The sequence below is a fragment of the Dickeya poaceiphila genome, assembly GCF_007858975.2.
Lineage (GTDB): Bacteria > Pseudomonadota > Gammaproteobacteria > Enterobacterales > Enterobacteriaceae > Dickeya > Dickeya poaceiphila.
Genome location: NZ_CP042220.2, coordinates 455,057 through 478,938 on the forward strand (window position 1 = coordinate 455,057; position 23,882 = coordinate 478,938).

General features: G+C 52.0%; 34 protein-coding genes. 29 read left to right on the top strand and 5 right to left on the bottom strand.

The window, feature by feature from the left end:
* Positions 1-14 precede the first annotated feature (14 nt).
* Together Dpoa569_RS01980 and slyD are read left to right on the top strand one after the other, a co-directional pair.
* A complete protein-coding gene (locus tag Dpoa569_RS01980; RefSeq protein ID WP_042873137.1) occupies positions 15-209 on the top strand; it encodes a YheV family putative zinc ribbon protein in 195 nt (64 codons plus the stop codon).
* 149 nt (positions 210-358) lie between these two features.
* Complete coding sequence (slyD, locus tag Dpoa569_RS01985) at positions 359-940, top strand: peptidylprolyl isomerase (RefSeq protein ID WP_042873133.1); 582 nt, start codon at positions 359-361, stop codon at positions 938-940.
* 54 nt (positions 941-994) lie between these two features.
* On the opposite strand, the gene eat is transcribed toward slyD, so the two are convergent.
* Complete coding sequence (gene eat / locus Dpoa569_RS01990; protein WP_042873131.1) at positions 995-2,377, bottom strand: ethanolamine permease; 1,383 nt, start codon at positions 2,375-2,377, stop codon at positions 995-997.
* A 359-nt stretch (positions 2,378-2,736) separates the two neighbouring features.
* Here eat and Dpoa569_RS01995 point away from each other — a divergent pair, with 359 nt between their 5' ends.
* Positions 2,737-3,768, top strand: coding sequence for a phosphotransferase enzyme family protein (locus tag Dpoa569_RS01995; RefSeq protein ID WP_128569792.1), 1,032 nt, complete (start codon positions 2,737-2,739; stop codon positions 3,766-3,768).
* 151 nt (positions 3,769-3,919) lie between these two features.
* Complete coding sequence (qhpR, locus tag Dpoa569_RS02000) at positions 3,920-4,963, top strand: AraC-like transcriptional regulator QhpR (protein ID WP_042873130.1); 1,044 nt, start codon at positions 3,920-3,922, stop codon at positions 4,961-4,963.
* Positions 4,964-4,987: 24 nt separating this feature from the next.
* Here qhpR and Dpoa569_RS02005 read toward each other — a convergent pair whose 3' ends face one another.
* Entirely contained in the window at positions 4,988-5,206 is a 219-nt protein-coding gene (locus Dpoa569_RS02005; RefSeq protein WP_042873128.1) for a protein SlyX, read from the bottom strand.
* A gap of 210 nt (positions 5,207-5,416) precedes the next feature.
* Here Dpoa569_RS02005 and fkpA point away from each other — a divergent pair, with 210 nt between their 5' ends.
* Positions 5,417-6,277: an FKBP-type peptidyl-prolyl cis-trans isomerase gene (gene fkpA, locus Dpoa569_RS02010; protein ID WP_042873126.1), complete on the top strand. Its 861-nt coding sequence runs from the start codon at positions 5,417-5,419 to the stop codon at positions 6,275-6,277.
* A gap of 112 nt (positions 6,278-6,389) precedes the next feature.
* Here fkpA and pmrB read toward each other — a convergent pair whose 3' ends face one another.
* From pmrB to eptA, 3 genes are read right to left on the bottom strand one after another with little or no spacing between them, the layout of a single operon-like run.
* Positions 6,390-7,523 (bottom strand): two-component system sensor histidine kinase PmrB, encoded by a 1,134-nt coding sequence (gene pmrB, locus Dpoa569_RS02015; RefSeq protein ID WP_042873124.1) that lies wholly within the window; start codon positions 7,521-7,523, stop codon positions 6,390-6,392.
* Positions 7,520-8,188 carry a two-component system response regulator PmrA gene (gene pmrA, locus Dpoa569_RS02020; protein WP_042873122.1) on the bottom strand — a complete coding sequence of 223 codons (669 nt, stop codon included), beginning with the start codon at positions 8,186-8,188 and terminating at the stop codon, positions 7,520-7,522. Before pmrA ends, pmrB begins: the two co-directional genes overlap by 4 nt.
* Positions 8,185-9,825, bottom strand: a complete 1,641-nt coding sequence (gene eptA / locus Dpoa569_RS02025) for a phosphoethanolamine transferase EptA (RefSeq protein WP_146411001.1) — start codon at positions 9,823-9,825, stop codon at positions 8,185-8,187. Before eptA ends, pmrA begins: the two co-directional genes overlap by 4 nt.
* Before the next feature lie 186 nt (positions 9,826-10,011).
* Between eptA and Dpoa569_RS02030 the strand changes: the two genes are divergently transcribed.
* The 24 genes from Dpoa569_RS02030 to rplE all read left to right on the top strand — a co-directional run bounded on the left by Dpoa569_RS02030 (position 10,012) and on the right by rplE (position 23,880).
* A complete protein-coding gene (locus Dpoa569_RS02030) occupies positions 10,012-10,734 on the top strand; it encodes a helix-turn-helix transcriptional regulator (RefSeq protein ID WP_042873120.1) in 723 nt (240 codons plus the stop codon).
* Positions 10,734-11,123, top strand: a complete 390-nt coding sequence (gene tusD, locus Dpoa569_RS02035) for a sulfurtransferase complex subunit TusD (RefSeq protein ID WP_146411004.1) — start codon at positions 10,734-10,736, stop codon at positions 11,121-11,123. Before Dpoa569_RS02030 ends, tusD begins: the two co-directional genes overlap by 1 nt.
* A gap of 17 nt (positions 11,124-11,140) precedes the next feature.
* Complete coding sequence (gene tusC, locus Dpoa569_RS02040; protein ID WP_042873117.1) at positions 11,141-11,500, top strand: sulfurtransferase complex subunit TusC; 360 nt, start codon at positions 11,141-11,143, stop codon at positions 11,498-11,500.
* An 11-nt stretch (positions 11,501-11,511) separates the two neighbouring features.
* Positions 11,512-11,799, top strand: coding sequence for a sulfurtransferase complex subunit TusB (tusB, locus tag Dpoa569_RS02045; RefSeq protein ID WP_042873116.1), 288 nt, complete (start codon positions 11,512-11,514; stop codon positions 11,797-11,799).
* Between the two features lie 132 nt (positions 11,800-11,931).
* A complete protein-coding gene (gene rpsL, locus Dpoa569_RS02050) occupies positions 11,932-12,306 on the top strand; it encodes a 30S ribosomal protein S12 (RefSeq protein ID WP_012768095.1) in 375 nt (124 codons plus the stop codon).
* Positions 12,307-12,402: 96 nt separating this feature from the next.
* Positions 12,403-12,873 (top strand): 30S ribosomal protein S7, encoded by a 471-nt coding sequence (rpsG, locus tag Dpoa569_RS02055; protein WP_042873114.1) that lies wholly within the window; start codon positions 12,403-12,405, stop codon positions 12,871-12,873.
* A gap of 91 nt (positions 12,874-12,964) precedes the next feature.
* Positions 12,965-15,079 (top strand): elongation factor G, encoded by a 2,115-nt coding sequence (gene fusA, locus Dpoa569_RS02060; RefSeq protein ID WP_146411007.1) that lies wholly within the window; start codon positions 12,965-12,967, stop codon positions 15,077-15,079.
* Positions 15,080-15,150: 71 nt separating this feature from the next.
* On the top strand, positions 15,151-16,335 hold the full coding sequence (tuf, locus tag Dpoa569_RS02065; protein WP_019845203.1) for an elongation factor Tu: 1,185 nt from the start codon (positions 15,151-15,153) through the stop codon (positions 16,333-16,335).
* Positions 16,336-16,465: 130 nt separating this feature from the next.
* Entirely contained in the window at positions 16,466-16,660 is a 195-nt protein-coding gene (gene bfd / locus Dpoa569_RS02070) for a bacterioferritin-associated ferredoxin (protein WP_042873111.1), read from the top strand.
* A gap of 74 nt (positions 16,661-16,734) precedes the next feature.
* On the top strand, positions 16,735-17,208 hold the full coding sequence (gene bfr / locus Dpoa569_RS02075) for a bacterioferritin (protein ID WP_042873109.1): 474 nt from the start codon (positions 16,735-16,737) through the stop codon (positions 17,206-17,208).
* Between the two features lie 292 nt (positions 17,209-17,500).
* Positions 17,501-17,812, top strand: a complete 312-nt coding sequence (rpsJ, locus tag Dpoa569_RS02080) for a 30S ribosomal protein S10 (protein ID WP_001181005.1) — start codon at positions 17,501-17,503, stop codon at positions 17,810-17,812.
* A 32-nt stretch (positions 17,813-17,844) separates the two neighbouring features.
* Positions 17,845-18,474, top strand: a complete 630-nt coding sequence (gene rplC / locus Dpoa569_RS02085) for a 50S ribosomal protein L3 (RefSeq protein WP_042873107.1) — start codon at positions 17,845-17,847, stop codon at positions 18,472-18,474.
* 10 nt (positions 18,475-18,484) lie between these two features.
* A complete protein-coding gene (gene rplD, locus Dpoa569_RS02090; RefSeq protein ID WP_012764041.1) occupies positions 18,485-19,090 on the top strand; it encodes a 50S ribosomal protein L4 in 606 nt (201 codons plus the stop codon).
* Positions 19,087-19,389 carry a 50S ribosomal protein L23 gene (rplW, locus tag Dpoa569_RS02095; RefSeq protein WP_009111205.1) on the top strand — a complete coding sequence of 101 codons (303 nt, stop codon included), beginning with the start codon at positions 19,087-19,089 and terminating at the stop codon, positions 19,387-19,389. Before rplD ends, rplW begins: the two co-directional genes overlap by 4 nt.
* Before the next feature lie 18 nt (positions 19,390-19,407).
* Positions 19,408-20,229 (top strand): 50S ribosomal protein L2, encoded by an 822-nt coding sequence (gene rplB, locus Dpoa569_RS02100; protein ID WP_042873106.1) that lies wholly within the window; start codon positions 19,408-19,410, stop codon positions 20,227-20,229.
* Between the two features lie 16 nt (positions 20,230-20,245).
* Positions 20,246-20,524, top strand: a complete 279-nt coding sequence (gene rpsS / locus Dpoa569_RS02105; protein ID WP_042873105.1) for a 30S ribosomal protein S19 — start codon at positions 20,246-20,248, stop codon at positions 20,522-20,524.
* A gap of 14 nt (positions 20,525-20,538) precedes the next feature.
* Positions 20,539-20,871 (top strand): 50S ribosomal protein L22, encoded by a 333-nt coding sequence (gene rplV / locus Dpoa569_RS02110; protein WP_012764045.1) that lies wholly within the window; start codon positions 20,539-20,541, stop codon positions 20,869-20,871.
* A 17-nt stretch (positions 20,872-20,888) separates the two neighbouring features.
* The gene (gene rpsC, locus Dpoa569_RS02115; protein WP_042873103.1) at positions 20,889-21,590 is read left to right on the top strand and encodes a 30S ribosomal protein S3; all 702 of its coding nucleotides are present in this window, start codon (positions 20,889-20,891) and stop codon (positions 21,588-21,590) included.
* A gap of 13 nt (positions 21,591-21,603) precedes the next feature.
* Positions 21,604-22,014 carry a 50S ribosomal protein L16 gene (rplP, locus tag Dpoa569_RS02120; protein WP_012768106.1) on the top strand — a complete coding sequence of 137 codons (411 nt, stop codon included), beginning with the start codon at positions 21,604-21,606 and terminating at the stop codon, positions 22,012-22,014.
* Entirely contained in the window at positions 22,014-22,205 is a 192-nt protein-coding gene (rpmC, locus tag Dpoa569_RS02125; RefSeq protein ID WP_012764048.1) for a 50S ribosomal protein L29, read from the top strand. The genes rplP and rpmC overlap by 1 nt, the downstream gene beginning before the upstream one ends.
* The gene (rpsQ, locus tag Dpoa569_RS02130; RefSeq protein WP_035344537.1) at positions 22,205-22,459 is read left to right on the top strand and encodes a 30S ribosomal protein S17; all 255 of its coding nucleotides are present in this window, start codon (positions 22,205-22,207) and stop codon (positions 22,457-22,459) included. Before rpmC ends, rpsQ begins: the two co-directional genes overlap by 1 nt.
* A gap of 170 nt (positions 22,460-22,629) precedes the next feature.
* Positions 22,630-23,001: a 50S ribosomal protein L14 gene (gene rplN, locus Dpoa569_RS02135; protein ID WP_042873099.1), complete on the top strand. Its 372-nt coding sequence runs from the start codon at positions 22,630-22,632 to the stop codon at positions 22,999-23,001.
* Between the two features lie 10 nt (positions 23,002-23,011).
* Positions 23,012-23,326 carry a 50S ribosomal protein L24 gene (rplX, locus tag Dpoa569_RS02140; protein WP_015962142.1) on the top strand — a complete coding sequence of 105 codons (315 nt, stop codon included), beginning with the start codon at positions 23,012-23,014 and terminating at the stop codon, positions 23,324-23,326.
* A 14-nt stretch (positions 23,327-23,340) separates the two neighbouring features.
* Positions 23,341-23,880, top strand: coding sequence for a 50S ribosomal protein L5 (rplE, locus tag Dpoa569_RS02145; RefSeq protein ID WP_042873097.1), 540 nt, complete (start codon positions 23,341-23,343; stop codon positions 23,878-23,880).
* The last annotated feature ends 2 nt before the right edge of the window (positions 23,881-23,882 follow it).

The following is a 23,882-nucleotide window of genomic DNA, read 5'->3' on the forward strand; positions in this document are numbered from 1 at the left end:
GAGACGGGATAACCATGCGCAAACGTTTTATTGCCGGAGCGGTATGCCCGAAGTGCCATTCACAGGATACGCTGGCGGTGGGGCGCGAAGATGATGATGACGTCGTGGTGTGTGTGCACTGCGGTTATCAGCAGAGCCAGTCAGAAACGCCGCCGAAGTCCGTCACGCCGCCAACTGGTGAGATCATCGGTCTGTTTCGTCCGGAATAGGTCGGCTGAGTTCAGGCGTTATGGCTGCAAGCCTGTTGATTCACATTCTGGCCGGGAGCATACCGGACAGTTTTTTTATCCCGGACAGTACATGGGGACGTTTTTCCGCTACAATTTGCGCAAATTGATTTCCAACGCTAGGAGATATCATGAAAGTAGCAAAAGACCTGGTGGTCAGCCTGGCCTATCAGGTACGTACGGAAGATGGTGTATTGGTTGATGAGTCTCCGGTGAGCGCACCGCTGGACTATCTGCACGGTCACGGTTCGCTGATTTCCGGTCTGGAAAAGGCGCTGGAAGGCCGCGATGTGGGCGAGCGTTTTGACGTCAGCGTCGGTGCTAACGATGCTTACGGCGAATACGATGACAATCTGGTTCAGCGCGTGCCGAAAGATGTATTTGTCGGTGTGGACGAACTGCAGGTTGGTATGCGTTTCCTGGCTGATACCGATCAGGGTCCAGTGCCGGTAGAAATTACCGAGGTGCAGGACGACCACGTGGTGGTTGATGGTAACCACATGCTGGCGGGCCAAAACCTGAAATTTAACGTGGAAGTGGTTGCCATCCGTGAAGCAACGGAAGAAGAGCTGGCACACGGCCATGTACACGGTGCGCACGACCACGATCATGACCACGAAGGCTGCTGTGGCGGCCACGGTCATGATCACGACCATGACCACGGTGGTAAAGGTGGTTGCGGTGGTCACGGTGGTTGTGGTTGCCACCACTGATTTGCCCTTTCTTTCAAGGCCGCTAATGCGGCCTTATTCTTGTTTTCTCTCCGGTTATTCTTTTCCCACCAGCATCGCATCTTGCGGCGCGTTGTCGCGTTGGGTGCGGGTCATCAGGAAATAGCTGTAACCCATCAGCATCAGTACGATGAACAGGCCGCCAATCACCGGGTTGAACCATAGCATGGCAAGCAGACACACTACGGACAAGACCAGCGCGATAGCCGGGATGAACGGATAACCAGGCGCATGGAATGTGCGATGCAGGTCCGGTTCGCTGCGACGCAGACGAAACAGGCTCAGCATACTCATCATGTACATCACGTTGGCGCCGAATACGGCCATGGTGATCATCGCGGCGGTCAGGCTCATGCCTTGCAGGTTAATCCAGCTGTCGCTGAAGATGGTGGCGATGCCAATCACGCCACCGGTCAGAATAGCGCGGTGCGGCGTCTGGAAACGAGATAGTTTCGCCAGACCAGCGGGCAAATAACCGGCGCGGGCCAGCGCGAAGAACTGACGGGAATAGCCAAGGATAATGCCGTGGAAACTGGCAATCAGCCCGAACAGCCCTATCCACACCAGCATGTGCATCCAACCAGAGCTGGCTCCCACCACCGCTTTCATTGCCTGCGGCAGCGGATCGTTGATGTTGGACAAGGTACGCCAATCGCCCACACCGCCGGCCATAATCATCACCCCAAGCGCCAGCACCACCAGCGTGATAATACCGCTGATGTAAGCTTTGGGGATGGTGCGCTGCGGGTCTTTGGCTTCTTCGGCAGCCATGGCGGCGCCTTCAATTGCCAGAAAGAACCAGATAGCAAAAGGAATGGCGGCGAAAATGCCGGAGATAGCCGTGCTGCCGAAATCATTGCTGCCGGCCCAGCCGTTGGCGACGAAGTGGCTGATGCTGAAACCGGGCGCGACCACACCCATGAATACCAGCAGCTCAATGACCGCCAGCACGGTGACAAACAATTCAAACATCGCCGCCAGTTTTACGCCCAGAATGTTTAGTGTCATGAAGATCAGGTAAGCGCCGGTAGCGGCGTAGCGTGGGTCCAGCGACGGATATTGCACGTTGAGGTAAGCGCCGATGGCCATCGCAATCGACGGTGGTGCAAACACAAACTCAATCAGAGTCGCCATGCCTGCAATCAGGCCGCCGGTTTCGCCAAAGGCGCGACGGCTGTAGGCGAACGGGCCGCCGGCATGGGGAATGGCGGTGGTCAGCTCGGTAAAGCTGAAAATAAAGCAGGTATACATGGCGGCGATAATCAGAGTGGTGACGAGAAAACCGAGTGTTCCCGCCACGCCCCAGCCGTAACTCCAGCCGAAGTACTCGCCGGAAATCACCAGGCCGACGGCAATCCCCCACAGATGAAGCGTACCCAGAGTGGGTTTTAACTGCGTGGGTTTTAACTGCATTGTCATGACGGTCTCCCTTACAAGCAGCAATGCGAAAATAACTGCTTTCCATTACCGCTATTTATAAAAAAATCATGTGGTTATAAAAATCACCGAATGAGCGAGTGGCGTGGCTTTTTTCTGCAAACCTCTGCGAGGCAACGCTACCGGTTTCGATAATGCCGCTGACGGTTCGTCGGCGACTTGACATCCGCGCGGAGATTTTTGCGCTCTGCGGTCAAACAGGGAGGATTCGGCAGGTCCGTGTCGCGTACGGTCAAGTTGCGGCGTTGCGACGTCAAGCATCATCGCGGGAGTGATCACATCCTGAAGGCCTATCACCCGGATTCCACCCGGTTTGGCCCTCTTTGGATGAGATAACACCTATGGCAGAACAGGACACGGCAGAACAGCACATGGCAGAACAATACGATACCCTTGATAACACCACGCTGGATCACCTGGCCGCACTGGCTATGCAACGTTACCCGTCAGCACAGCAGGGGCAGCTCAGCCTGCTGTGTCGCTCAGAAAATGCGACCTATCGACTGGTCGCGGGCGGTCAACGCTATGCGATGCGTATTCACCGACCCGGTTATCATCAACGTGAAGAGATTGCCGGCGAACTGGCCTGGCTGGAGGCGCTGCGGGAAGAGGGAATCACGGTGCCGCAGGCGTTGACCGGGCTGGATGGCGAAACGGTGCAAACGGTGACGATGGCCGATGGCACGGTACGTAATGTGGTGCTGTTCCATTGGATTGAGGGTGAAATGCCGACGACGGCAGTCGATGCTCACGCTTTTGAGCAACTGGGTATGATCACCGCCCGCCTGCACCAGCATAGCCGCCGCTGGGTCCCCCCTGCTGGCTTTCGTCGGCTGGTGTGGGACCATGACACTATGGTTGGGCCGCATGGTCACTGGGGACGCTGGCAGGATGCGCCCAACCTGAATGTGCAAGACCACGGCGTCATTGAAGAAACGCTGGCGCAGGTACGCGAAGCGCTGATGCTCTACGGCAAGGAGCGCCAGCGTTATGGCTTGATTCATGCGGATTTGCGCCTGACCAACTTGCTGCTGCAAAACGGCGAAACCAGAGTGATCGACTTTGATGATTGCGGCTTTAGCTGGTATCTGCACGATCTGGCGGCAGCGATCAGTTTTGTGGAGCATCATCCCAGCGCGCCTGCATGGGTGGAAGGTTGGCTCAACGGCTATCAGCGTGTATGCCCACTTGGCGAGGCGGATAGGGCGGTGATTCCATCGCTGTTGATCCAGCGTCGTATTCAGTTGATGGCCTGGGCTGGCTCGCATAGTCAGACTGAACAGGCCATGAGTCTGGGAACCGACTGGAGTAGCCACACCGTGCGGCTGTGTCGTCGTTATCTGGAGCAGGCGGCGTTGCCGGTTGGTGTCTGAGCCGACTGTTGCGGCAACTGCACCATGACCGCGCACCCATGTGATCGTCATGGTGCTGTTCTGTTTTGCGATGCTACTTAATTCAATGGCTTGCGAATGGTATGGAATTTGCAGGTTTACGATATTGGGTAGGCTGAGTGAGGCAGAAGTCATGGAAACTACATCTTTTCGGCTGCCGCCGGTCGCCGGGTTGTCCATCGGACATCGGGGCGTGCTGGCCGCCGCGGCATCAGGTCTGACCGATTTTATCGGTGAAAAAGGTGGTGATGCGGATCGTATTCTGGGCATCAGCGGTATCAACCCGGAGTTATTGGCCAGCCCGACGCTGAGTGTCGGGCTGGTGAATTATTGTCGGGTGCTGGAGGAGGCTGCCCGCTATTCGGATTGCGACAATTTCGGTCTGCATTATGGGCGGCAGTTCAAGCCGCAGGCGCTGGGGTTGATAGGCTATGTTGGGTTATGCAGTGCCACTCTGGAGCAGGCATTGCATAACGTAGTCAATGCCTTTCCCTTTCATCAACACGATACGCTGATTCGTCTGGTGGATAAGGGGGATTGCTGGCGTTTTGATTATCAGGTGCGTCATGGCGCTATCCTGCATTGCCGCCAGGATGCGGAACTGACGCTGGGGATGATGTTGAACCTGATTCGTCATGCTGCAGGCAAAAACTGGGCGCCGCGGGAAGTGCATTTTGAACATCCCCGTCCCGAACAGTGGCATGAGCACTGTAAAGCGTTTGATGCGCCGGTGTATTTCGATCAACCGTTCAATTCGCTGCTGATCCCCAAGCGTGATGTGATGAGAGCCATGCCGGATCATGACCCTCTGTTGCTGCTGGTGGTTCAGGATGCTCTGCGTCGGCTTAACAATGATGCTCCTCAGCAGAGCGTCGTGGACCTGGCGCGTGCCCGGTTACGTCAGGTGTTGCCGCAAGGCGAGCCGTCACTGGAAGAGGTGGCGGAAAACATCGGCTTATCGAGCTGGTCGTTACAACGTCGATTGAAAGAAGAAGGTATGACTTTCACCCAACTGGTAGAGAAAGTGCGTTGCGAGATGGCAACCCACTATTTGCAACAACGCCAGCTGTCAATTTCCGAGATGGCATTTCTGCTGGGCTACTCTGAGGTTAGCGCGTTTTCCCGTGCCTTTCGTCGTTGGTTTGGCATCAGCCCACGGCAGTGGCGTAAGGCATAGCGGTGGTGGTTGCGCTTGCTGGTATCAATAATGCGGCGGCGGCGTTTCTTCTGCCTGCGAGGCAATCATCGAGGGTGACGCCGCTCGTAGTTTTTCGGTTAGCAGTCGCAACTGTTCGCGTAGCCGGGTCATTTCCAACTCGTGTTGTACGACAGTCTGGTTCAGTTCTTCAATGGTGATCTCCTGAAAAGCCTGGCGGCTTTCCAGTAATTCGAGCCGTTGTTCCAGTTGTGACAGTGGCATCGTTTTTCCTCCCATGCAATGAGCGCAAAGTGTGTCAGAAAGCGGAGCGTTCTGGTAGTAAAACCACACGCAGTGGGGCATATATCCTGAGATTCGGAATTTTTCGCTATCCGATGCGGCGCGTCGTTGTATTGTCTTCACGCGCAACGTTATAGTAGCTGCGAAATTTAATGTTGCCGGGGCATGGTGCTCCGAATGTTGGAGAGACGGATGAAATCACTATTTAAAGTCACACTGCTGACGGCAGCTATGGGACTGGCGTTGAGTACGGGGGTTATGGCGGCGGATGAGGCCAAGACCACTGATGCAGCAGCGGCAACGTCTGCCCCTGCCCCTGCGGATGCAGCGAAAGTCGCAGCGGGTAAGTTTAAAAGCGATGAAGAAGCAGCCGCGTACGCTCTGGGCGCTTCATTGGGTCGCTACATGGATAATTCCCTGAAGGAACAGGAAAAACTGGGGATCAAACTGGATAAGCAACAGTTGATCCAGGGGGTTCAGGATGCGTTTGCTGATAAGAGCAAATTGTCTGATGAAGAAATCGAAAAAACCCTGCAGGCGTTTGAAGGCCAGGTGAAGGCTGCTGCTCAGGCTAAAATGCAGCAGGATGCCAAAGATAACGCTGACAAAGGCACCAAATACCGTGATGCCTTCGCCAAAGAAAAAGGCGTGAAGAAAACCGAATCCGGTCTGCTTTATCAGGTAGAGAAGGAAGGGACCGGTGCAGCACCTAAAGACAGCGATACTGTAGTCGTGAACTACAAAGGTACGCTGGTTGATGGTAGCGAGTTCGACAACTCCTATAAACGCGGCGAACCGCTCTCTTTCCGTCTGGACGGCGTTATTCCTGGCTGGACCGAAGGTCTCAAGCACGTGAAAAAAGGCGGCAAGATCAAGCTGGTTATCCCGCCGGCGCTGGCTTACGGCGAAGCAGGCGTGCCGGGGATCGCACCTAATTCTACGCTGGTGTTTGATGTTGAACTGCTGGACATCAAATCAGGTGCTGACGCCAAAGGCGCTGCGCCGAAAGCGGAAAAACCGGCTGACGACAAGGCGAAGAAAGCCGCGCAGTAATTGGCTGACTGCCGCCGTGCATGTTGTAATACCGCCGCTCATTCGAGTCGGCGGTATTTTTTTGCTCTGACAGACGTCTGAAATATGTTGTGGGTGTAGGCGAGCGATCCGGTCAGGCGACGTTGTCTTCGCTGCCGATGATCTCATGGATGTGGCGTTTGAAAACAACACGCGCCTGGGTGCCGGTACGATCACGTCGGTTTTCCAGAAAGAATTCACCATGGTGCAACTGCACGATGCGGGTCACGATACTCAGCCCAAGGCCGATGCCGCCATAACGGGTATCCATGCGCACAAACGCTTTGGTCAGCTCCCCCACCTGAGATTCGTTGATGCCCGGTCCCTCGTCTAATATGCTCAATTCACAACTGCCGTCGGGGTGATCGGCCACTCTGATGATAATCGTGCTGTGTTCAGGACCGTACCGGTAGGCGTTTTCCACCAGATTGCGGAGCAGTAACTGCAGTAGCGTGGCATTGCCCGGCACGGTGACGTCTTGCGTCTCTGACTGCCAGTCGAGCTGTTGATGCCGCATGGTCGCCATTTCCTCCAGTTCTTCTTGCTTTGGCATAATCACATCATCAACCAGTGACACAGGTTCGTAGTGGCCAGCGGCGATTTCGTTACCGACCCGCGCCAGCAACAGAAGCTGTTCGATGGTTTTGGTTAAATGATCGACGCGTTTGATTAACGGCTGGCAGTCGATATGGTGCATTTGTTCATGTAATTCCAGACTCAGCCGGATGCCTGCCAACGGGGTACGCAACTCATGCGCGACGTTTGAGGCGAAGAGCCGATCACGGCGCAACGATTCGCTAAAGCGCGCAAACAACTGGTTCATACTGGAGATGACAGCCGCAATTTCGGTGACATCGCTGCGTTGTTCTAACGGGTCCAGGTTTTCGGCGGTGCGGTTGTGCAATTCTTCCCGCAGTGTCAGGAGTGGTCTGGTGATGCGGTTGACAGCATGGGTGCACATAACCAGAGAAGCGATAATCATCATCAGGCTGGGAAGACTTAATGAAGCAATCGCCTCATTAATTTCGAATTCAATGTCACTGTTGAGAGATTTGGCCGTCAGCGTCTGTTCTACCAGCAATTCTATCTGCTCTTTGCTCTCATGCCAGAGCCAGACAACGCTTATCAACTGGCAGGCCAAAAGAATGCAGCCTAATGTCAGGATAAGCCGGGTACGAATGCTTACGGTGGCGCGTTCTAATGAGGCGGAATGAGAGATATGGCTCATGTCTGGTCACCCTTGGTCAGCAGGTAGCCGAAGCCGCGCAGGGTTTTGATGCGATTTTTGCCGATCTTCTGCCGCAGGTTGTGGATGTGGACTTCGAGAGAATTGGATGAGGGGTCGTCGTCCCAACTGTAAAGGTCTTGATGCAGCACTTCGCGGTGAACTTGTGAACCGGCCTTGAGAATCAACCGGGACAGAATGGCGAATTCCTTCGGCGTCAGCACAATGGGTTTATCATCCAGCATGACTTGTTGATTGTTGAGATCGAGCGTGATGTTATCTACCCGAATCCAACTGTCGCTGGACCCCTGGTGACGGCGGATTAATGCACGGACCCGCGCCTGAAACTCGTTCAGTGCAAAGGGTTTTATCATGTAATCGTCAGCGCCGACATCCAGCCCGGTGACGCGATCATCCACGGTGTCGCGGGCTGTCAGAATTAACACCGGTTGCTGGTAATTGCTCCGGCGCCAGCGGCCCAGCAAGGTGAGGCCGTCTTCGTCCGGTAATCCCAGATCCAGCACCACCAGACTGTAGTGGGCGCTGTTGATGAGGGCATCCGCTTCTTTGGCGGTAGAGGCGCAATCGCAGACATATCCTTCGTTGCGCATTGCCTGCAATAGTCCTTCCTGTAACAACGCATCATCTTCAACAATCAACAGTTTCATGAAGTGCCCCGACACGGTTGAAGGATATCAAGCGGTGCCTGATATTCCTTGGTCGCAATGTTAAACATGCCCAGAACGGTATGGAAAAGATTGTCCTGAGAAAAACGCTGCTGGCTGGCTTGTCTGCGCATACAACTGTCATTGATGGCAAACTGCTGCTGGTAGCCGCCGGAAAACCACATCAGCATCGGAATATGAGTTTGCTGTGTGGGCGCTACCGCGTACGGCATACTGTGCAGATAAAGCCCGTCCTCGCCCAGTGATTCGCCATGGTCGGAAAGATAAACCAAAGCGGTGTTAAATTTATCCTGATGCCCTTTCAATACATTAATTGCCTTATCAACAATATAGTCTACGTAGAGAATCGTATTATCGTAAGTATTAATTAATGATTCTTGCGAGCATGTCTGGATTTGATTGGTATCACAAGTCGGCGTGAATTTTCGAAAAGCGTCCGGGTAACGTTGATAGTAAGCTGGCCCGTGGCTACCTATTGTGTGTAGCACGATGATGCCGTCGTTGTTCAACTGGTTGATATAGTCGTCCACGCCGTTGAACAAGACTTCATCGTGACACTCACCATCAAGACATTGTCCAGGCAGATTCAGTGCAGTGGCATCCAGAGTCGGCACGCGAGCGCAGGCACCTTTACAGCCGGCGTCGTTCTCCTGCCAGCGTACGCTGACGCCCGCGTGTTGCAGAATATCCAGCAATCCTTCCTGATGGGCAGCCAGTTGCTCATCATAGCCGGTGCGCGGCATACCGGAAAACATGCAGGGAACGGAAACCCCAGTAGAGGTGCCGCAGGATGTTGTCTGGCTAAAATAAACCACATTATCGTTGGTCAACCGCGGATTGGTGGGTTTGTTGTAGCCGCCGAGTGAAAAGTTCTCGGCGCGAGAGGTTTCTCCTACCACCAGGATCACCAGATTTTTTTTGGTATTGTCGGCAGGCACGTTTTTATGTGCATCCAGACCAATTTGCACTAACGGTAAATTGGCCTGTGCGTGATGACGATAATAAGAAATACCGGCGAGAATAATATTACTAGGGGTCAGTGATTTCACCAGCTCCTTATTATTTCGCATGAGTGACGCGTAATCTTTATAGAAAAAAGTAGCGACCAGTATAATTGCAATAATCGACAACATAATGCTGAAACAGCGAGACCCGATGGCTATCCAGCTTAACGGCGTCGGTCGAATTTTAACCCATAGCGCAGCCAGTGCCGGTACGATGCCCAGTAGCGTCAACCAGAGCACATATTGTGGCGTCACCAACGCCATAGATTCTGCCATGTTGGTTTCGAACACGTTCTGCATCATGGTACGGTCGATGATGATGCCGTAATTAATCATGAAATACTGTACTGCGGCGCCACCTGTTAGCATCAGGGCGACAATCCCCTGACGCAGCCAGGGAATAATCAGTAATGTGAAGAAAATATTGAGCACGGCGAAAATAACGATGGGCATGGTTGCCAGGAATAATCCATTCCACCAGGAATCGGTAATGACCAGTTGTAAAGCTTGGCGGTAATAGGCGATATTTTGTATCAGGGTAATGAAGGCCGCGAACACCAGATTATAGATAAAACTACTCCAAACAGGGCGAGACGGGCGGGTAATTTTGAACATTGTGGGAAAGCCATCCATGCGGGACAAATAAAGTTTGTCGCACTCTAAAACGCATAAATTAACCCAACCTCAAGAAGGAATACAGCCCCCCGTCGCTCTCGAAATACAAAGGACGACGCAAGGGTTATTTGGTAGACTGCAATCCTGTCGATACGATGATAAATGACGTTGAAGGTGGTGCCTGCCATGTCTACTTCGCTTGTTACTGGCGAATCTAATGATCTAGATTTGCTGGATCAGCGTCCGTTCACACAGACGGATTATGAAATCCTGAAATCGTATGAAGCCGTGGTTGACGGCCTGGCGATGCTTATCGGTGATCATTGCGAGATTGTGCTGCACTCGTTAGACGACCTGAAATGCTCAGCGGTCCGTATCGCCAATGGCGAGCATACCGGACGCAAAATCGGCTCGCCCATTACTGATCTGGCGTTGCGCATGTTGCATGATATGGCAGGCGAAGACAGCAGCGTTTCCAGAGCGTATTTCACCCGCGCCAAAAGCGGCGTATTGATGAAGTCGGTGACCATCGCCATCCGCAATCGTGAACAGCGCGTTATCGGGCTGTTGTGCATCAATATGAATCTCGACGTTCCCTTCTCGCAGATCATGCAGACTTTCTTGCCGCCTGAAATCAAGGAAGTGGCATCTTCCGTCAACTTCGCGTCTTCGGTGGATGAACTGGTGGCGCAGACGCTGGAGTTCACCATTGAAGAGGTGAATGCCGATCGCAACGTTTCCAACAATGCCAAGAACCGCCAGATTGTGCTGAACCTTTATGAAAAAGGCATCTTTGATATTAAAGACGCCATCAATCAGGTGGCGGATAGGCTGAATATTTCCAAGCATACCGTTTACTTGTATATCCGCCAGTTCAAGAGCGGCGATTTCAGCGGGCATGATCGTTAATGCTGAGTTACTGCCTGTTGGTGACCGGCCCCGCCTATGGCACGCAGCAAGCCAGCAGCGCATTTCAGTTTGCGCAGGCTTTGCTGGCACAAGGGCATGAGTTGCAAAGCGTTTTCTTTTACCGTGAAGGGGTGCTTAACGCCAACCAACTGACTGCGCCGGCTAACGACGAGTTTGATCTGGTCCGGGCCTGGCAGCAACTGGCGCAAGCTCATCAGGTGGCGCTGAACGTGTGTGTCGCCGCAGCGTTGCGTCGCGGCGTGACTGACGCACAGCAGGCGGAACAGTTGCATCTGGCACGGGCGAACCTTCAGTCAGGATTTACCCTGAGTGGGCTAGGCGAACTGTCGCAGTCGGTACTGCGCTGTGATCGCGTCGTTCAGTTTTAGTCATGGGGAAAAACAGAATGAAGCGCGTTGCTTTTGTATTTACCCAGGCGCCTCATGGTTCGGCTGCCGGCAGAGAAGGGTTGGACGCGCTGTTGGCAATGTCGGCGCTGACTGATGATATTGGCGTTTTTTTTATCGCTGACGGCGTATTCCAGCTTCTGCCCAACCAGCGACCAGATCTGATCCTGATGCGCAATTATATTGCGACTTTTGGGGTGCTGGCGTTGTATGACGTTGAACGCTGTTATGTCTGCGAGGCGTCGCTTAGTCAGCGTGGCTTGTCTGCGGACACCCCCTGGGTACTGGACGTAGAACCGCTGGCGGCTGATGCGCTGCGCGCTACGTTGAATACGTACGATACTGTGCTGACCTTTTGACCGGTGGTCCCATGCTACATACTCTGGCGCATTCGCCTTACCATACCGATCTGGATGCGTTGCTGCGCAATGTTGGCGAAAGCGATGCTATTTTGTTGCTGCAAGATGGCGTCATCGCAGCGTTAAGCGGGGCCCCCTTTGGTGAACGTCTATTATCTTCTGGCGCTACGGTATATGCCTTGCAAGAGGATGTCGTCGCGCGCGGACTTTCTGACCAAATTACCACCACAATTATACTGATTGACTATACTCAATTCGTGCAATTAACAGTTCTGCATTCCCGGCAACTGGCCTGGTAATTTCGCATTTTTGTATATTTCTTGACTCCTTACCCGGCCAGCCCTAAAATTCTGCGTCCTCATACTTTGCCTCTGTCTAAGTATGAGGTGATTTATTACGTGTTTACGAAGCAAAAACCAGGAGCTTTTTGAATGGCAACAATTAACCAGCTGGTACGCAAACCACGCTCCCTGAAGGTTGCTAAGAGCAACGTTCCGGCGCTGGAAGCCTGCCCGCAGAAACGTGGCGTATGTACCCGTGTATATACCACCACCCCGAAAAAACCGAACTCCGCACTGCGTAAAGTTTGCCGTGTTCGTTTAACCAACGGTTTTGAAGTTACCTCCTATATTGGCGGTGAAGGTCATAACCTGCAGGAGCACTCCGTGATCCTGATCCGTGGCGGTCGTGTTAAAGACCTGCCAGGTGTGCGTTACCACACCGTTCGTGGCGCGCTGGACTGCTCTGGTGTTAAAGACCGTAAGCAATCCCGTTCCAAATACGGCGTGAAGAAGCCCAAGGCTTAATGGTTCTCCGTTAAGTAAGGCCAAACGTTTTAACTTTAATGTCAAACTAAACTCGTAGAGTTTTGGACAATCCTGAATTAACAACGGAGTATTTCCATGCCACGTCGTCGCGTCATTGGTCAGCGTAAAATTCTGCCGGATCCGAAGTTCGGATCAGAACTGCTGGCTAAATTTGTTAATATCCTGATGGTAGATGGTAAAAAATCTACTGCAGAATCAATCGTCTATACCGCGCTGGAGACCCTGGCTCAGCGTTCTGGTAAAGACCACCTGGAAGCCTTTGAAGCAGCACTGGACAACGTGCGCCCGACTGTCGAAGTTAAGTCGCGTCGTGTTGGTGGTTCTACTTATCAGGTTCCAGTTGAAGTTCGTCCGGTTCGTCGCAATGCTCTGGCTATGCGTTGGATCGTTGAAGCTGCTCGTAAACGCGGTGATAAATCCATGGCTTTGCGCCTGGCGAACGAACTTTCTGATGCAGCAGACAACAAAGGTACTGCTGTGAAGAAACGTGAAGACGTTCACCGTATGGCTGAAGCCAACAAGGCGTTCGCTCACTACCGCTGGTAATCCCTGCGTAGACGTTAATACCCTGGCGGGCGCTAAAAGGCTGACCCGCCTGGGTTTACTACTTTGAACGCCCTAGGAATAGAGGAAACAAATGGCTCGTACAACACCCATTGCGCGCTATCGTAATATCGGTATCAGCGCACACATCGACGCCGGTAAGACCACCACTACTGAACGTATTCTGTTCTACACCGGTGTGAACCACAAAATCGGTGAAGTTCATGATGGCGCCGCCACCATGGACTGGATGGAGCAGGAACAAGAGCGTGGTATCACCATTACCTCCGCTGCGACCACTGCCTTCTGGTCTGGTATGGCTAAGCAGTATGAACCGCATCGCATCAACATCATCGATACCCCAGGGCACGTTGACTTCACCATCGAAGTAGAACGTTCCATGCGTGTTCTGGATGGCGCCGTCATGGTTTACTGTGCGGTAGGTGGTGTTCAGCCGCAGTCTGAAACCGTATGGCGTCAGGCAAACAAATACAAAGTTCCGCGTATCGCGTTCGTTAACAAAATGGACCGTATGGGCGCGAACTTCCTGAAGGTTGTTGACCAGATTAAAGTGCGTCTGGGTGCTAATCCGGTTCCGTTGCAACTGGCTATTGGTGCTGAAGAAGCGTTCACCGGTGTTGTTGACCTGGTGAAAATGAAAGCCATCAACTGGAACGAAGCAGACCAGGGTACTACCTTCGTTTACGAAGATATCCCGGCTGACATGCAGGACCTGGCTGCTGAATGGCACCAGAATCTGATCGAGTCTGCGGCAGAAGCCTCTGAAGAGCTGATGGAAAAATACCTGGGCGGCGAAGAGCTGACCGAGGAAGAGATCAAAAAAGCACTGCGTCAGCGTGTACTGAACAACGAAATCATTCTGGTTACCTGTGGTTCTGCGTTCAAGAACAAAGGTGTTCAGGCAATGCTGGATGCCGTTATTGATTACCTGCCTGCGCCGACCGATGTTCCGGCAATCAAAGGTATTCTGGATGACGGTAAAGACACGCCGGCTGAGCGTCATGCCAGCGATGACGAGCCGTTCTCTGCACTGGCGTTCAAAATCGCAACCGACCCGTTTGTGGGTAACCTGACGTTCTTCCGCGTGTACTCCGGCGTAGTTAACTCCGGCGACACCGTGCTGAACTCGGTTAAATCTGAGCGTGAGCGTTTTGGCCGTATCGTTCAGATGCACGCTAACAAGCGTGAAGAGATTAAAGAAGTTCGCGCAGGCGACATCGCCGCTGCTATCGGTCTGAAAGATGTGATCACCGGTGACACCCTGTGTAACCCGGATCATCCGATCATTCTGGAACGTATGGAATTCCCGGAACCGGTTATCTCCATCGCGGTAGAACCGAAAACCAAAGCTGACCAGGAAAAAATGGGTCTGGCTCTGGGCCGTCTGGCGAAGGAAGACCCGTCTTTCCGCGTATGGACTGACGAAGAATCCAACCAGACCATTATTGCAGGTATGGGTGAATTGCACCTGGACATCATCGTTGACCGTATGAAGCGCGAATTCAACGTGGAAGCCAACGTGGGTAAACCGCAGGTTGCTTACCGTGAAGCGATTCGCTCTAAAGTTACCGATGTTGAAGGTAAACATGCCAAGCAGTCTGGTGGTCGTGGTCAGTACGGTCATGTTGTTATCGACATGTACCCACTGGAACCTGGCTCAAATCCGAAAGGTTATGAGTTCGTTAACGATATCAAAGGCGGTGTAATTCCTGGCGAATATATCCCGGCTGTTGATAAAGGCATCCAGGAACAGTTGAAAGCCGGTCCGCTGGCTGGCTTCCCGGTAGTCGATCTCGGCGTTCGTCTGCATTTCGGTTCTTACCATGACGTTGACTCCTCTGAGTTGGCGTTTAAACTGGCCGCTTCTATTGCCTTTAAAGCTGCGTTCAGTAAAGCGAATCCTGTTCTGCTTGAGCCGATCATGAAGGTTGAAGTAGAAACGCCGGAAGAGAACACTGGTGACGTCATCGGTGACCTGAGCCGCCGTCGTGGTATGCTGCGTGGTCAAGAATCTAACGTTACCGGCGTTGTGATTCACGCTGAAGTTCCGCTGTCTGAAATGTTCGGATATGCGACTCAGCTGCGTTCTCTGACCAAAGGTCGTGCTTCTTACTCCATGGAGTTCCTGAAGTACGATGACGCTCCGAACAACGTTGCTCAGGCTGTTATTGAAGCCCGTAGCAAGTAATTCGAGTTTAACAACACATTGATCCCGTGCTCTCTCCGTAAGGGGAGAGCATTTGAGTAAGGAATATAGCCGTGTCTAAAGAAAAATTTGAACGTACAAAACCGCACGTTAACGTCGGTACTATCGGCCACGTTGACCATGGTAAAACAACGCTGACCGCCGCCATCACTACCGTTCTGGCAAAAACCTACGGTGGTCAGGCTCGTGCATTCGACCAGATCGACAACGCGCCGGAAGAAAAAGCGCGTGGTATTACCATCAACACCTCTCACGTTGAATACGATACCCCGACCCGTCACTATGCGCACGTTGACTGCCCAGGACACGCCGACTACGTGAAAAACATGATCACCGGTGCTGCCCAGATGGACGGCGCGATCCTGGTAGTTGCAGCGACTGACGGCCCGATGCCGCAGACCCGTGAGCACATCCTGCTGGGTCGTCAGGTAGGCGTTCCGTACATCATCGTGTTCCTGAACAAATGCGACATGGTTGATGACGAAGAGCTGCTGGAACTGGTTGAGATGGAAGTGCGTGAGCTGCTGTCTCAGTACGACTTCCCGGGCGACGACACGCCGGTAATCCGCGGTTCCGCGCTGAAAGCGCTGGAAGGCGATGCCGAGTGGGAAGCGAAAATCATCGAACTGGCTGAAGCGCTGGACAGTTACATTCCGGAACCGGAGCGTGCGATTGACAAGCCGTTCCTGCTGCCGATCGAAGACGTATTCTCCATCTCCGGCCGTGGTACTGTAGTAACCGGTCGTGTAGAGCGCGGCATCATCAAAGTGGGTGAAGAAGTGGAAATCGTGGGTATCAAAGACACCGCGAAAACCACCTGCACCGGCGTTGAAATGTTCCGTAAACTGCTGGACGAAGGCCGTGCGGGCGAGAACGTGGGTGTTCTGCTGCGTGGTACCAAACGTGATGAAGTAGAGCGTGGTCAGGTACTGGCTAAACCGGGCTCAATCAAGCCGCATACTCAGTTCGAATCTGAAGTGTACATTCTGAGCAAAGACGAAGGTGGCCGTCACACGCCGTTCTTCAAAGGCTACCGTCCGCAGTTCTATTTCCGTACTACTGACGTGACTGGCACCATCGAACTGCCGGAAGGCGTTGAAATGGTTATGCCTGGCGACAATATCAAGATGGTTGTAAACCTGATTGCTCCGATCGCGATGGACGACGGTCTGCGTTTCGCTATCCGTGAAGGTGGCCGTACTGTAGGCGCTGGCGTGGTTGCTAAAGTTATCGCTTAATTCCGATAGCTGATATGAAAAATGAAAAGGGTGCTTCGGCACCCTTTTTTATTGCCTCAGAGAAAAATTGAAATAAAAACCATTCTTATTTACAATGTGGCAAGTTGATTAAAAAATGAGTTGCTCGCATATGTATGTCTGCCTGTGCAATGCCGTTTCCGATAAAGTCATTCGACAGGTGGTGCGCCAGCACCAACCACAGTCGTTGAAACAGCTGAAGCAATTTGTGCCGATAGGCACGGCATGTGGCAAATGTATCCGTCAGGCTCGGTTTATTCTGGAAGAAGAAACAGCAAAAAATGCGCAATTGCATCAAGTCGCATGACTGGAGCAGGACATTCTTTTGACTCTGCGTTGGCCGCTTCTACACTTTTTAATACTGAAGCGGAGGAGCAAGTCATGAAAGGCGATAAGAATGTCATTACATATCTGAATAAACTGTTGGGTAATGAGTTGGTTGCAATCAACCAGTACTTTCTTCATGCCCGCATGTTTAACAACTGGGGACTCAAACGTCTTAACGATCATGAGTATCATGAGTCGATTGACGAAATGAAACATGCGGATCGCTACATTGAACGTATTCTGTTTCTGGAAGGTGTCCCTAATCTACAAGATCTCGGTAAACTCAATATCGGTGAAGATGTCGAAGAGATGCTACGCTCAGATCTGGCGCTGGAGCTTGAAGGTGCAAAAAATTTGCGCGAAGCAATCGCCTATGCCGATTCTGTGAGGGATTATGTTAGCCGAGATCTGATGATTGATGTGCTCTCTGATGAAGAAGAACACATTGATTGGCTAGAAACTGAGCTGGAGTTGATTGCGCGCTTGGGTATCCAAAACTATTTGCAAGCGCAATTAAAAGCAGAATAATTTTTCCATCCTATGTTCGCTGCAAAGTAAGAAGATGGTTGTCCCGTTGAGGGCTGGAGTAAATCATCACCTCGAACTTTCGATTGCTTCCTGAGCAAATTTGCGTATAATGCGCGGGCTTACCTGAAATGGTAAGCCTGATTCGTATGAATCTGCAGGCAGGTACCCGATACCCGCCGAACAATACTCCCGATATGGGGGTTATGTACTGAACGATTACACTCCCCCATCAATCGTAATGGGTGTGAGGAGTAATTATTTTCGTTTATAAAATAATTGGAGCTCTGGTCTCATGCAGAACCAAAGAATCCGTATCCGCCTGAAAGCGTTTGATCATCGTCTGATCGATCAATCAACTGCGGAAATCGTCGAGACTGCCAAGCGCACTGGTGCGCAGGTCCGTGGTCCGATCCCGCTGCCGACCCGCAAAGAGCGCTTTACCGTTCTGATCTCCCCGCACGTTAACAAAGACGCGCGTGATCAGTACGAGATTCGCACTCACAAGCGTCTGGTTGACATCGTTGAGCCAACCGAGAAAACCGTTGATGCTCTGATGCGTCTGGATCTGGCTGCCGGTGTAGACGTGCAGATCAGCCTGGGTTAATCAGGTCATTGAGCGATTGAGAGGTTGAAACAATGATTGGTTTAGTCGGTAAAAAAGTGGGTATGACCCGCATCTTCACTGAAGAAGGCGTTTCTATCCCCGTAACCGTAATCGAAATTGAAGCAAACCGCGTGACTCAGGTTAAAACCCTGGAGAACGACGGATACCGTGCTGTTCAGGTGACCACTGGCGCTAAAAAAGCTAACCGTGTAACCAAACCGGAAGCCGGTCATTTCGCTAAAGCTGGCGTTGAAGCTGGTCGTGTTCTGCGTGAATTTCGTCTGGCTGACAGCGAAGAATTCGCGGTAGGACAAGATATTAGCGTTGAAATTTTCGCTGACGTTAAGAAAGTAGACGTTACCGGTACTTCTAAAGGTAAAGGCTTTGCCGGTACTGTTAAGCGCTGGAACTTCCGTACTCAGGATGCTACCCACGGTAACTCCTTGTCTCACCGTGTTCCGGGTTCTATCGGTCAGAACCAGACTCCGGGCAAAGTGTTCAAAGGCAAGAAAATGGCAGGCCAGCTGGGTAACGAACGTGTAACCGTTCAGAGCCTGGACGTAGTACGTGTTGACGCTGAGCGCAACCTGCTGCTGGTTAAAGGTGCAGTCCCGGGTGCAACCGGTAGCGACCTGATCGTTAAACCGGCTGTGAAGGCGTGAGGAGATAGCAATGGAATTAGTATTGAAAGACGCGCAAAGCGCGCTGACTGTTTCCGAAACTACCTTCGGTCGTGATTTCAACGAAGCGCTGGTTCACCAGGTTGTTGTTGCTTATGCAGCAGGTGCCCGTCAAGGTACTCGCGCTCAGAAGACCCGTGCTGAAGTAACTGGTTCCGGTAAAAAACCGTGGCGTCAGAAAGGCACAGGCCGTGCGCGTTCTGGTTCTATCAAGAGCCCGATCTGGCGTTCTGGTGGCGTGACTTTCGCAGCCAAACCGCAGGATCACAGCCAGAAAGTAAACAAAAAGATGTACCGCGGCGCGCTGAAAAGCATCCTGTCCGAACTGGTACGTCAGGACCGTCTGATCGTTGTCGAGAAGTTCTCTGTTGAAGCACCGAAAACCAAGTTGCTGGCTCAGAAACTGAAAGAACTGGCGCTGGATGACGTGCTGATCATCACCGGCGAACTGGATGAGAACCTGTTCCTGGCCGCTCGCAACCTGTACAAGGTTGACGTACGCGACGTGGCAGGCATCGATCCGGTAAGCCTGATCGCCTTCGACAAAGTGGTTATGACTGCTGATGCTGTTAAGCAAGTTGAGGAGATGCTGGCATGATTCGTGAAGAACGTCTGCTGAAAGTATTGCGCGCGCCGCACGTTTCTGAAAAAGCGTCTACTGCGATGGAAAAAAACAACACCATCGTACTCAAAGTTGCTAAAGACGCGACTAAAGCAGAAATCAAAGCTGCAGTACAGAAACTGTTTGAAGTCGAAGTCAATGACGTCCGCACCCTGGTTGTTAAAGGGAAAGTAAAACGTCACGGACAGCGTATCGGTCGTCGTAGCGACTGGAAAAAAGCTTACGTCACCCTGAAAGAAGGCCAGAATCTGGACTTCATCGGCGGCGCAGAGTAAGTCGGAGGAGTAAGAACAATGGCAGTTGTTAAGTGTAAACCGACATCTCCGGGTCGTCGCCACGTTGTTAAAGTGGTTAACCCTGAGCTGCACAAGGGCAAGCCGTATGCCCCGTTGCTGGAAAAAAACAGCAAAAGCGGTGGCCGTAACAACAATGGTCGCATCACCACTCGTCACATCGGTGGTGGTCACAAACAGCAGTACCGTATTGTTGACTTCAAACGCAACAAAGACGGTATTCCGGCTGTAGTTGAGCGTCTGGAGTACGATCCGAACCGTTCCGCGAACATCGCGCTGGTTCTGTACAAAGACGGCGAACGCCGTTACATCCTGGCGCCGAAAGGACTGAAAGCAGGTGACCAGATTCAGTCTGGTGTTGATGCTGCAATCAAAACCGGTAACACCCTGCCGATGCGTAACATCCCGGTCGGTTCAACGGTTCACAACGTAGAAATGAAACCAGGTAAAGGCGGCCAGTTGGCTCGCTCTGCCGGTGCTTACGTTCAGATCGTTGCTCGTGAAGGTGCCTACGTTACCCTGCGTCTGCGTTCTGGCGAAATGCGTAAAGTCGAATCTGACTGCCGCGCAACGCTGGGCGAAGTTGGCAATGCTGAGCATATGCTGCGCGTTCTGGGTAAAGCAGGTGCTACACGCTGGCGTGGTGTTCGTCCGACCGTTCGCGGTACTGCGATGAACCCGGTTGACCACCCGCACGGTGGTGGTGAAGGTCGTAACTTTGGTAAGCACCCGGTTACCCCGTGGGGCGTTCAGACCAAAGGTAAGAAGACCCGCAGCAACAAGCGTACTGATAAATTCATCGTACGTCGCCGTACTAAATAATTTTAGAGGATAAACCATGCCACGTTCTCTCAAGAAAGGTCCATTTATCGACCTGCACTTGCTGAAGAAGGTAGAGAAAGCGGTGGAAAGCGGTGACAAGAAGCCCCTGCGCACCTGGTCCCGTCGCTCAACGATCTTTCCAAACATGATCGGTTTGACCATCGCTGTCCATAATGGTCGTCAGCACGTTCCGGTATTCATCTCTGACGAGATGGTCGGGCACAAGCTGGGTGAATTCGCGGCAACTCGTACTTATCGCGGCCACGCGGCTGATAAAAAAGCCAAGAAGAAATAAGGTAGGAGGAAGAGATGGAAACTATCGCTAAACATCGCCATGCTCGTTCTTCTGCTCAGAAGGTTCGCCTGGTGGCTGACCTGATCCGCGGTAAGAAAGTGTCGCAAGCTCTGGATATTCTGACCTATACCAACAAGAAAGCTGCTGGTCTGGTCAAAAAAGTACTGGAGTCTGCCATTGCTAACGCAGAACACAACGATGGCGCTGACATTGACGATCTGAAAGTTGCGAAAATTTTCGTAGACGAAGGCCCGAGCATGAAACGCATTATGCCGCGTGCTAAAGGTCGTGCGGATCGCATCCTGAAGCGTACCAGCCACATCACTGTGGTTGTGTCCGATCGCTGAGACTCTGGAGACTAGCAATGGGTCAGAAAGTACATCCTAATGGTATTCGCCTGGGTATTGTCAAAACTTGGAACTCTACCTGGTATGCCAATACCAAAGAATTCGCTGACAACCTGGACAGCGATTTTAAAGTTCGCCAGTACCTGAACAAGGAACTGGAGAAAGCCTCCGTTTCTCGCATCGTTATCGAGCGTCCGGCTAAAAGCATTCGTGTGACTATTCACACTGCTCGTCCGGGTATCGTTATCGGCAAGAAAGGTGAAGACGTTGAAAAACTGCGTAAGGGCGTAGCGGATATCGCTGGCGTTCCAGCGCAGATCAACATCGCTGAAGTTCGTAAGCCTGAACTGGACGCAAAACTGGTTGCTGACAGCATCACTTCTCAGCTGGAACGTCGTGTTATGTTCCGTCGCGCGATGAAGCGTGCTGTTCAGAACGCCATGCGTCTGGGCGCTAAAGGTATCAAAGTTGAAGTTAGCGGTCGTCTGGGCGGCGCTGAAATCGCACGTACCGAATGGTACCGCGAAGGTCGCGTTCCGTTACATACGCTGCGCGCTGACATCGACTACAACACCTCTGAAGCGCACACCACTTACGGTGTCATCGGTGTGAAATTGTGGATCTTCAAAGGTGAGATCCTGGGTGGTATGGCTGCCGTTGAACAACCGGAAAAACCGGCTGCTCAACCGAAAAAGCAGCAGCGTAAAGGCCGCAAGTAAGGAGAGTCGCTGAATGTTACAACCAAAGCGTACAAAATTCCGTAAAGTGCACAAAGGCCGCAACCGTGGTCTGGCTGCCGGTACGGATGTGAGCTTCGGCACTTTCGGTCTGAAAGCTGTTGGCCGCGGTCGCCTGACTGCTCGTCAAATCGAAGCTGCACGTCGTGCTATGACTCGTGCTGTTAAGCGTCAAGGTAAGATCTGGATCCGTGTATTCCCGGACAAACCGATTACTGAAAAGCCGCTTGAAGTGCGTATGGGTAAAGGTAAAGGTAACGTAGAGTATTGGGTTGCCTTGATTCAGCCAGGTAAAGTCCTGTACGAAATGGACGGGGTGCCGGAAGAGTTAGCCCGTGAGGCATTCGAACTGGCAGCAGCGAAACTGCCGATCAAAACCACCTTTGTAACTAAGACGGTGATGTAATGAAAGCAAAAGAGCTGCGTGAAAAGAGCGTTGAAGAGCTGAATACCGAACTGCTCGGACTGCTGCGTGAACAGTTCAATCTGCGCATGCAGGCTGCCAGCGGTCAGCTGCAACAAACTCACCTGTTGAAGCAAGTGCGTCGTAATGTCGCACGCGTTAAGACTTTACTGACTGAGAAGGCGGGTGCGTAATGACCGATAAAATCCGTACTCTGCAAGGTCGTGTTGTTAGTGACAAAATGCAGAAATCTGCTGTTGTTGCTATTGAGCGTTTCGTGAAACACCCGATCTACGGTAAATTCATCAAGCGCACGACTAAGCTGCACGTGCATGACGAGAACAACGAATGTGGAATTGGTGACGTGGTTGAAATCCGCGAATGCCGTCCGCTGTCCAAAACCAAATCCTGGACGTTGGTTCGCGTTGTAGAGAAAGCGGTTCTGTAATACAGTAAGCGCTCTCAAATAAGATAAACGGCTCAATCTGTTGAGCCGTTTATTTTTTCTACCCATGTTGAGAAAGCAGTGTTATAATGCTGCGCCCTCAATTATGGGGGGTTTTTTAACGACCTATTATAGGTCCCATAAGTAGTAGTTGACATTAGCGGAGCACTAACATGATCCAAGAACAGACTATGCTGAACGTGGCCGATAACTCCGGTGCACGTCGCGTAATGTGTATCAAGGTTCTGGGTGGCTCGCACCGTCGCTACGCAGACGTAGGCGACATCATCAAAATCACCATCAAGGAAGCAATTCCTCGTGGCAAGGTGAAAAAAGGCGATGTGCTGAAGGCGGTAGTGGTGCGCACCAGGAAGGGTGTTCGTCGCCCTGACGGTTCTGTCGTTCGCTTCGATGGCAATGCTTGTGTTCTTCTGAACAATAACAGCGAGCAGCCGATCGGTACGCGTATTTTTGGGCCGGTAACTCGTGAGCTGCGTTCTGAGAAGTTCATGAAAATTATCTCTCTGGCACCAGAAGTACTGTAAGGAGCGAACCATGGCAGCGAAAATCCGTCGTGATGACGAAGTTATCGTGCTGACCGGCAAAGATAAAGGTAAGCGCGGTAAAGTGAAAAATGTCCTGTCTGCTGGCAAGGTCATTGTTGAAGGTATCAACCTGGTTAAAAAACATCAGAAGCCTGTTCCGGCTCTGAATCAACCAGGCGGCATCGTTGAAAAAGAAGCTGCTATTCAGGTTTCTAACGTTGCAATCTTCAATGCGGCAACCGGCAAGGCGGACCGTGTAGGCTTTAGATTCGAAGACGGTAAAAAAGTCCGTTTCTTCAAGTCTAACAGCGAAACTATCAAGTAATTTGGAGTAGTACGATGGCGAAACTGCATGATTACTACAAAGACGAAGTAGTTAAAAAACTGATGACTCAGTTTAACTACCATTCTGTCATGCAAGTCCCTCGGGTCGAGAAGATCACCCTGAACATGGGTGTTGGTGAAGCGATTGCTGACAAAAAACTGCTGGATAATGCGGCAGCTGATTTGACAGCTATCTCCGGTCAAAAACCGTTGATCACCAAAGCACGCAAATCTGTTGCAGGCTTCAAAATCCGTCAGGGCTATCCGATCGGCTGTAAAGTAACTCTGCGTGGCGAACGCATGTGGGAGTTCTTTGAGCGTCTGATTACCATTGCTGTGCCGCGTATCCGCGACTTCCGCGGTTTGTCCTCGAAGTCATTCGATGGCCGTGGTAACTACAGCATGGGCGTGCGTGAGCAGATCATCTTCCCGGAAATCGACTATGACAAAGTCGATCGCGTTCGTGGTTTGGATATTACCATTACCACCACTGCGAAAACCGATGATGAAGGCCGTGCTCTGCTGGCTGCCTTTAACTTCCCGTTCCGCAAGTAAGG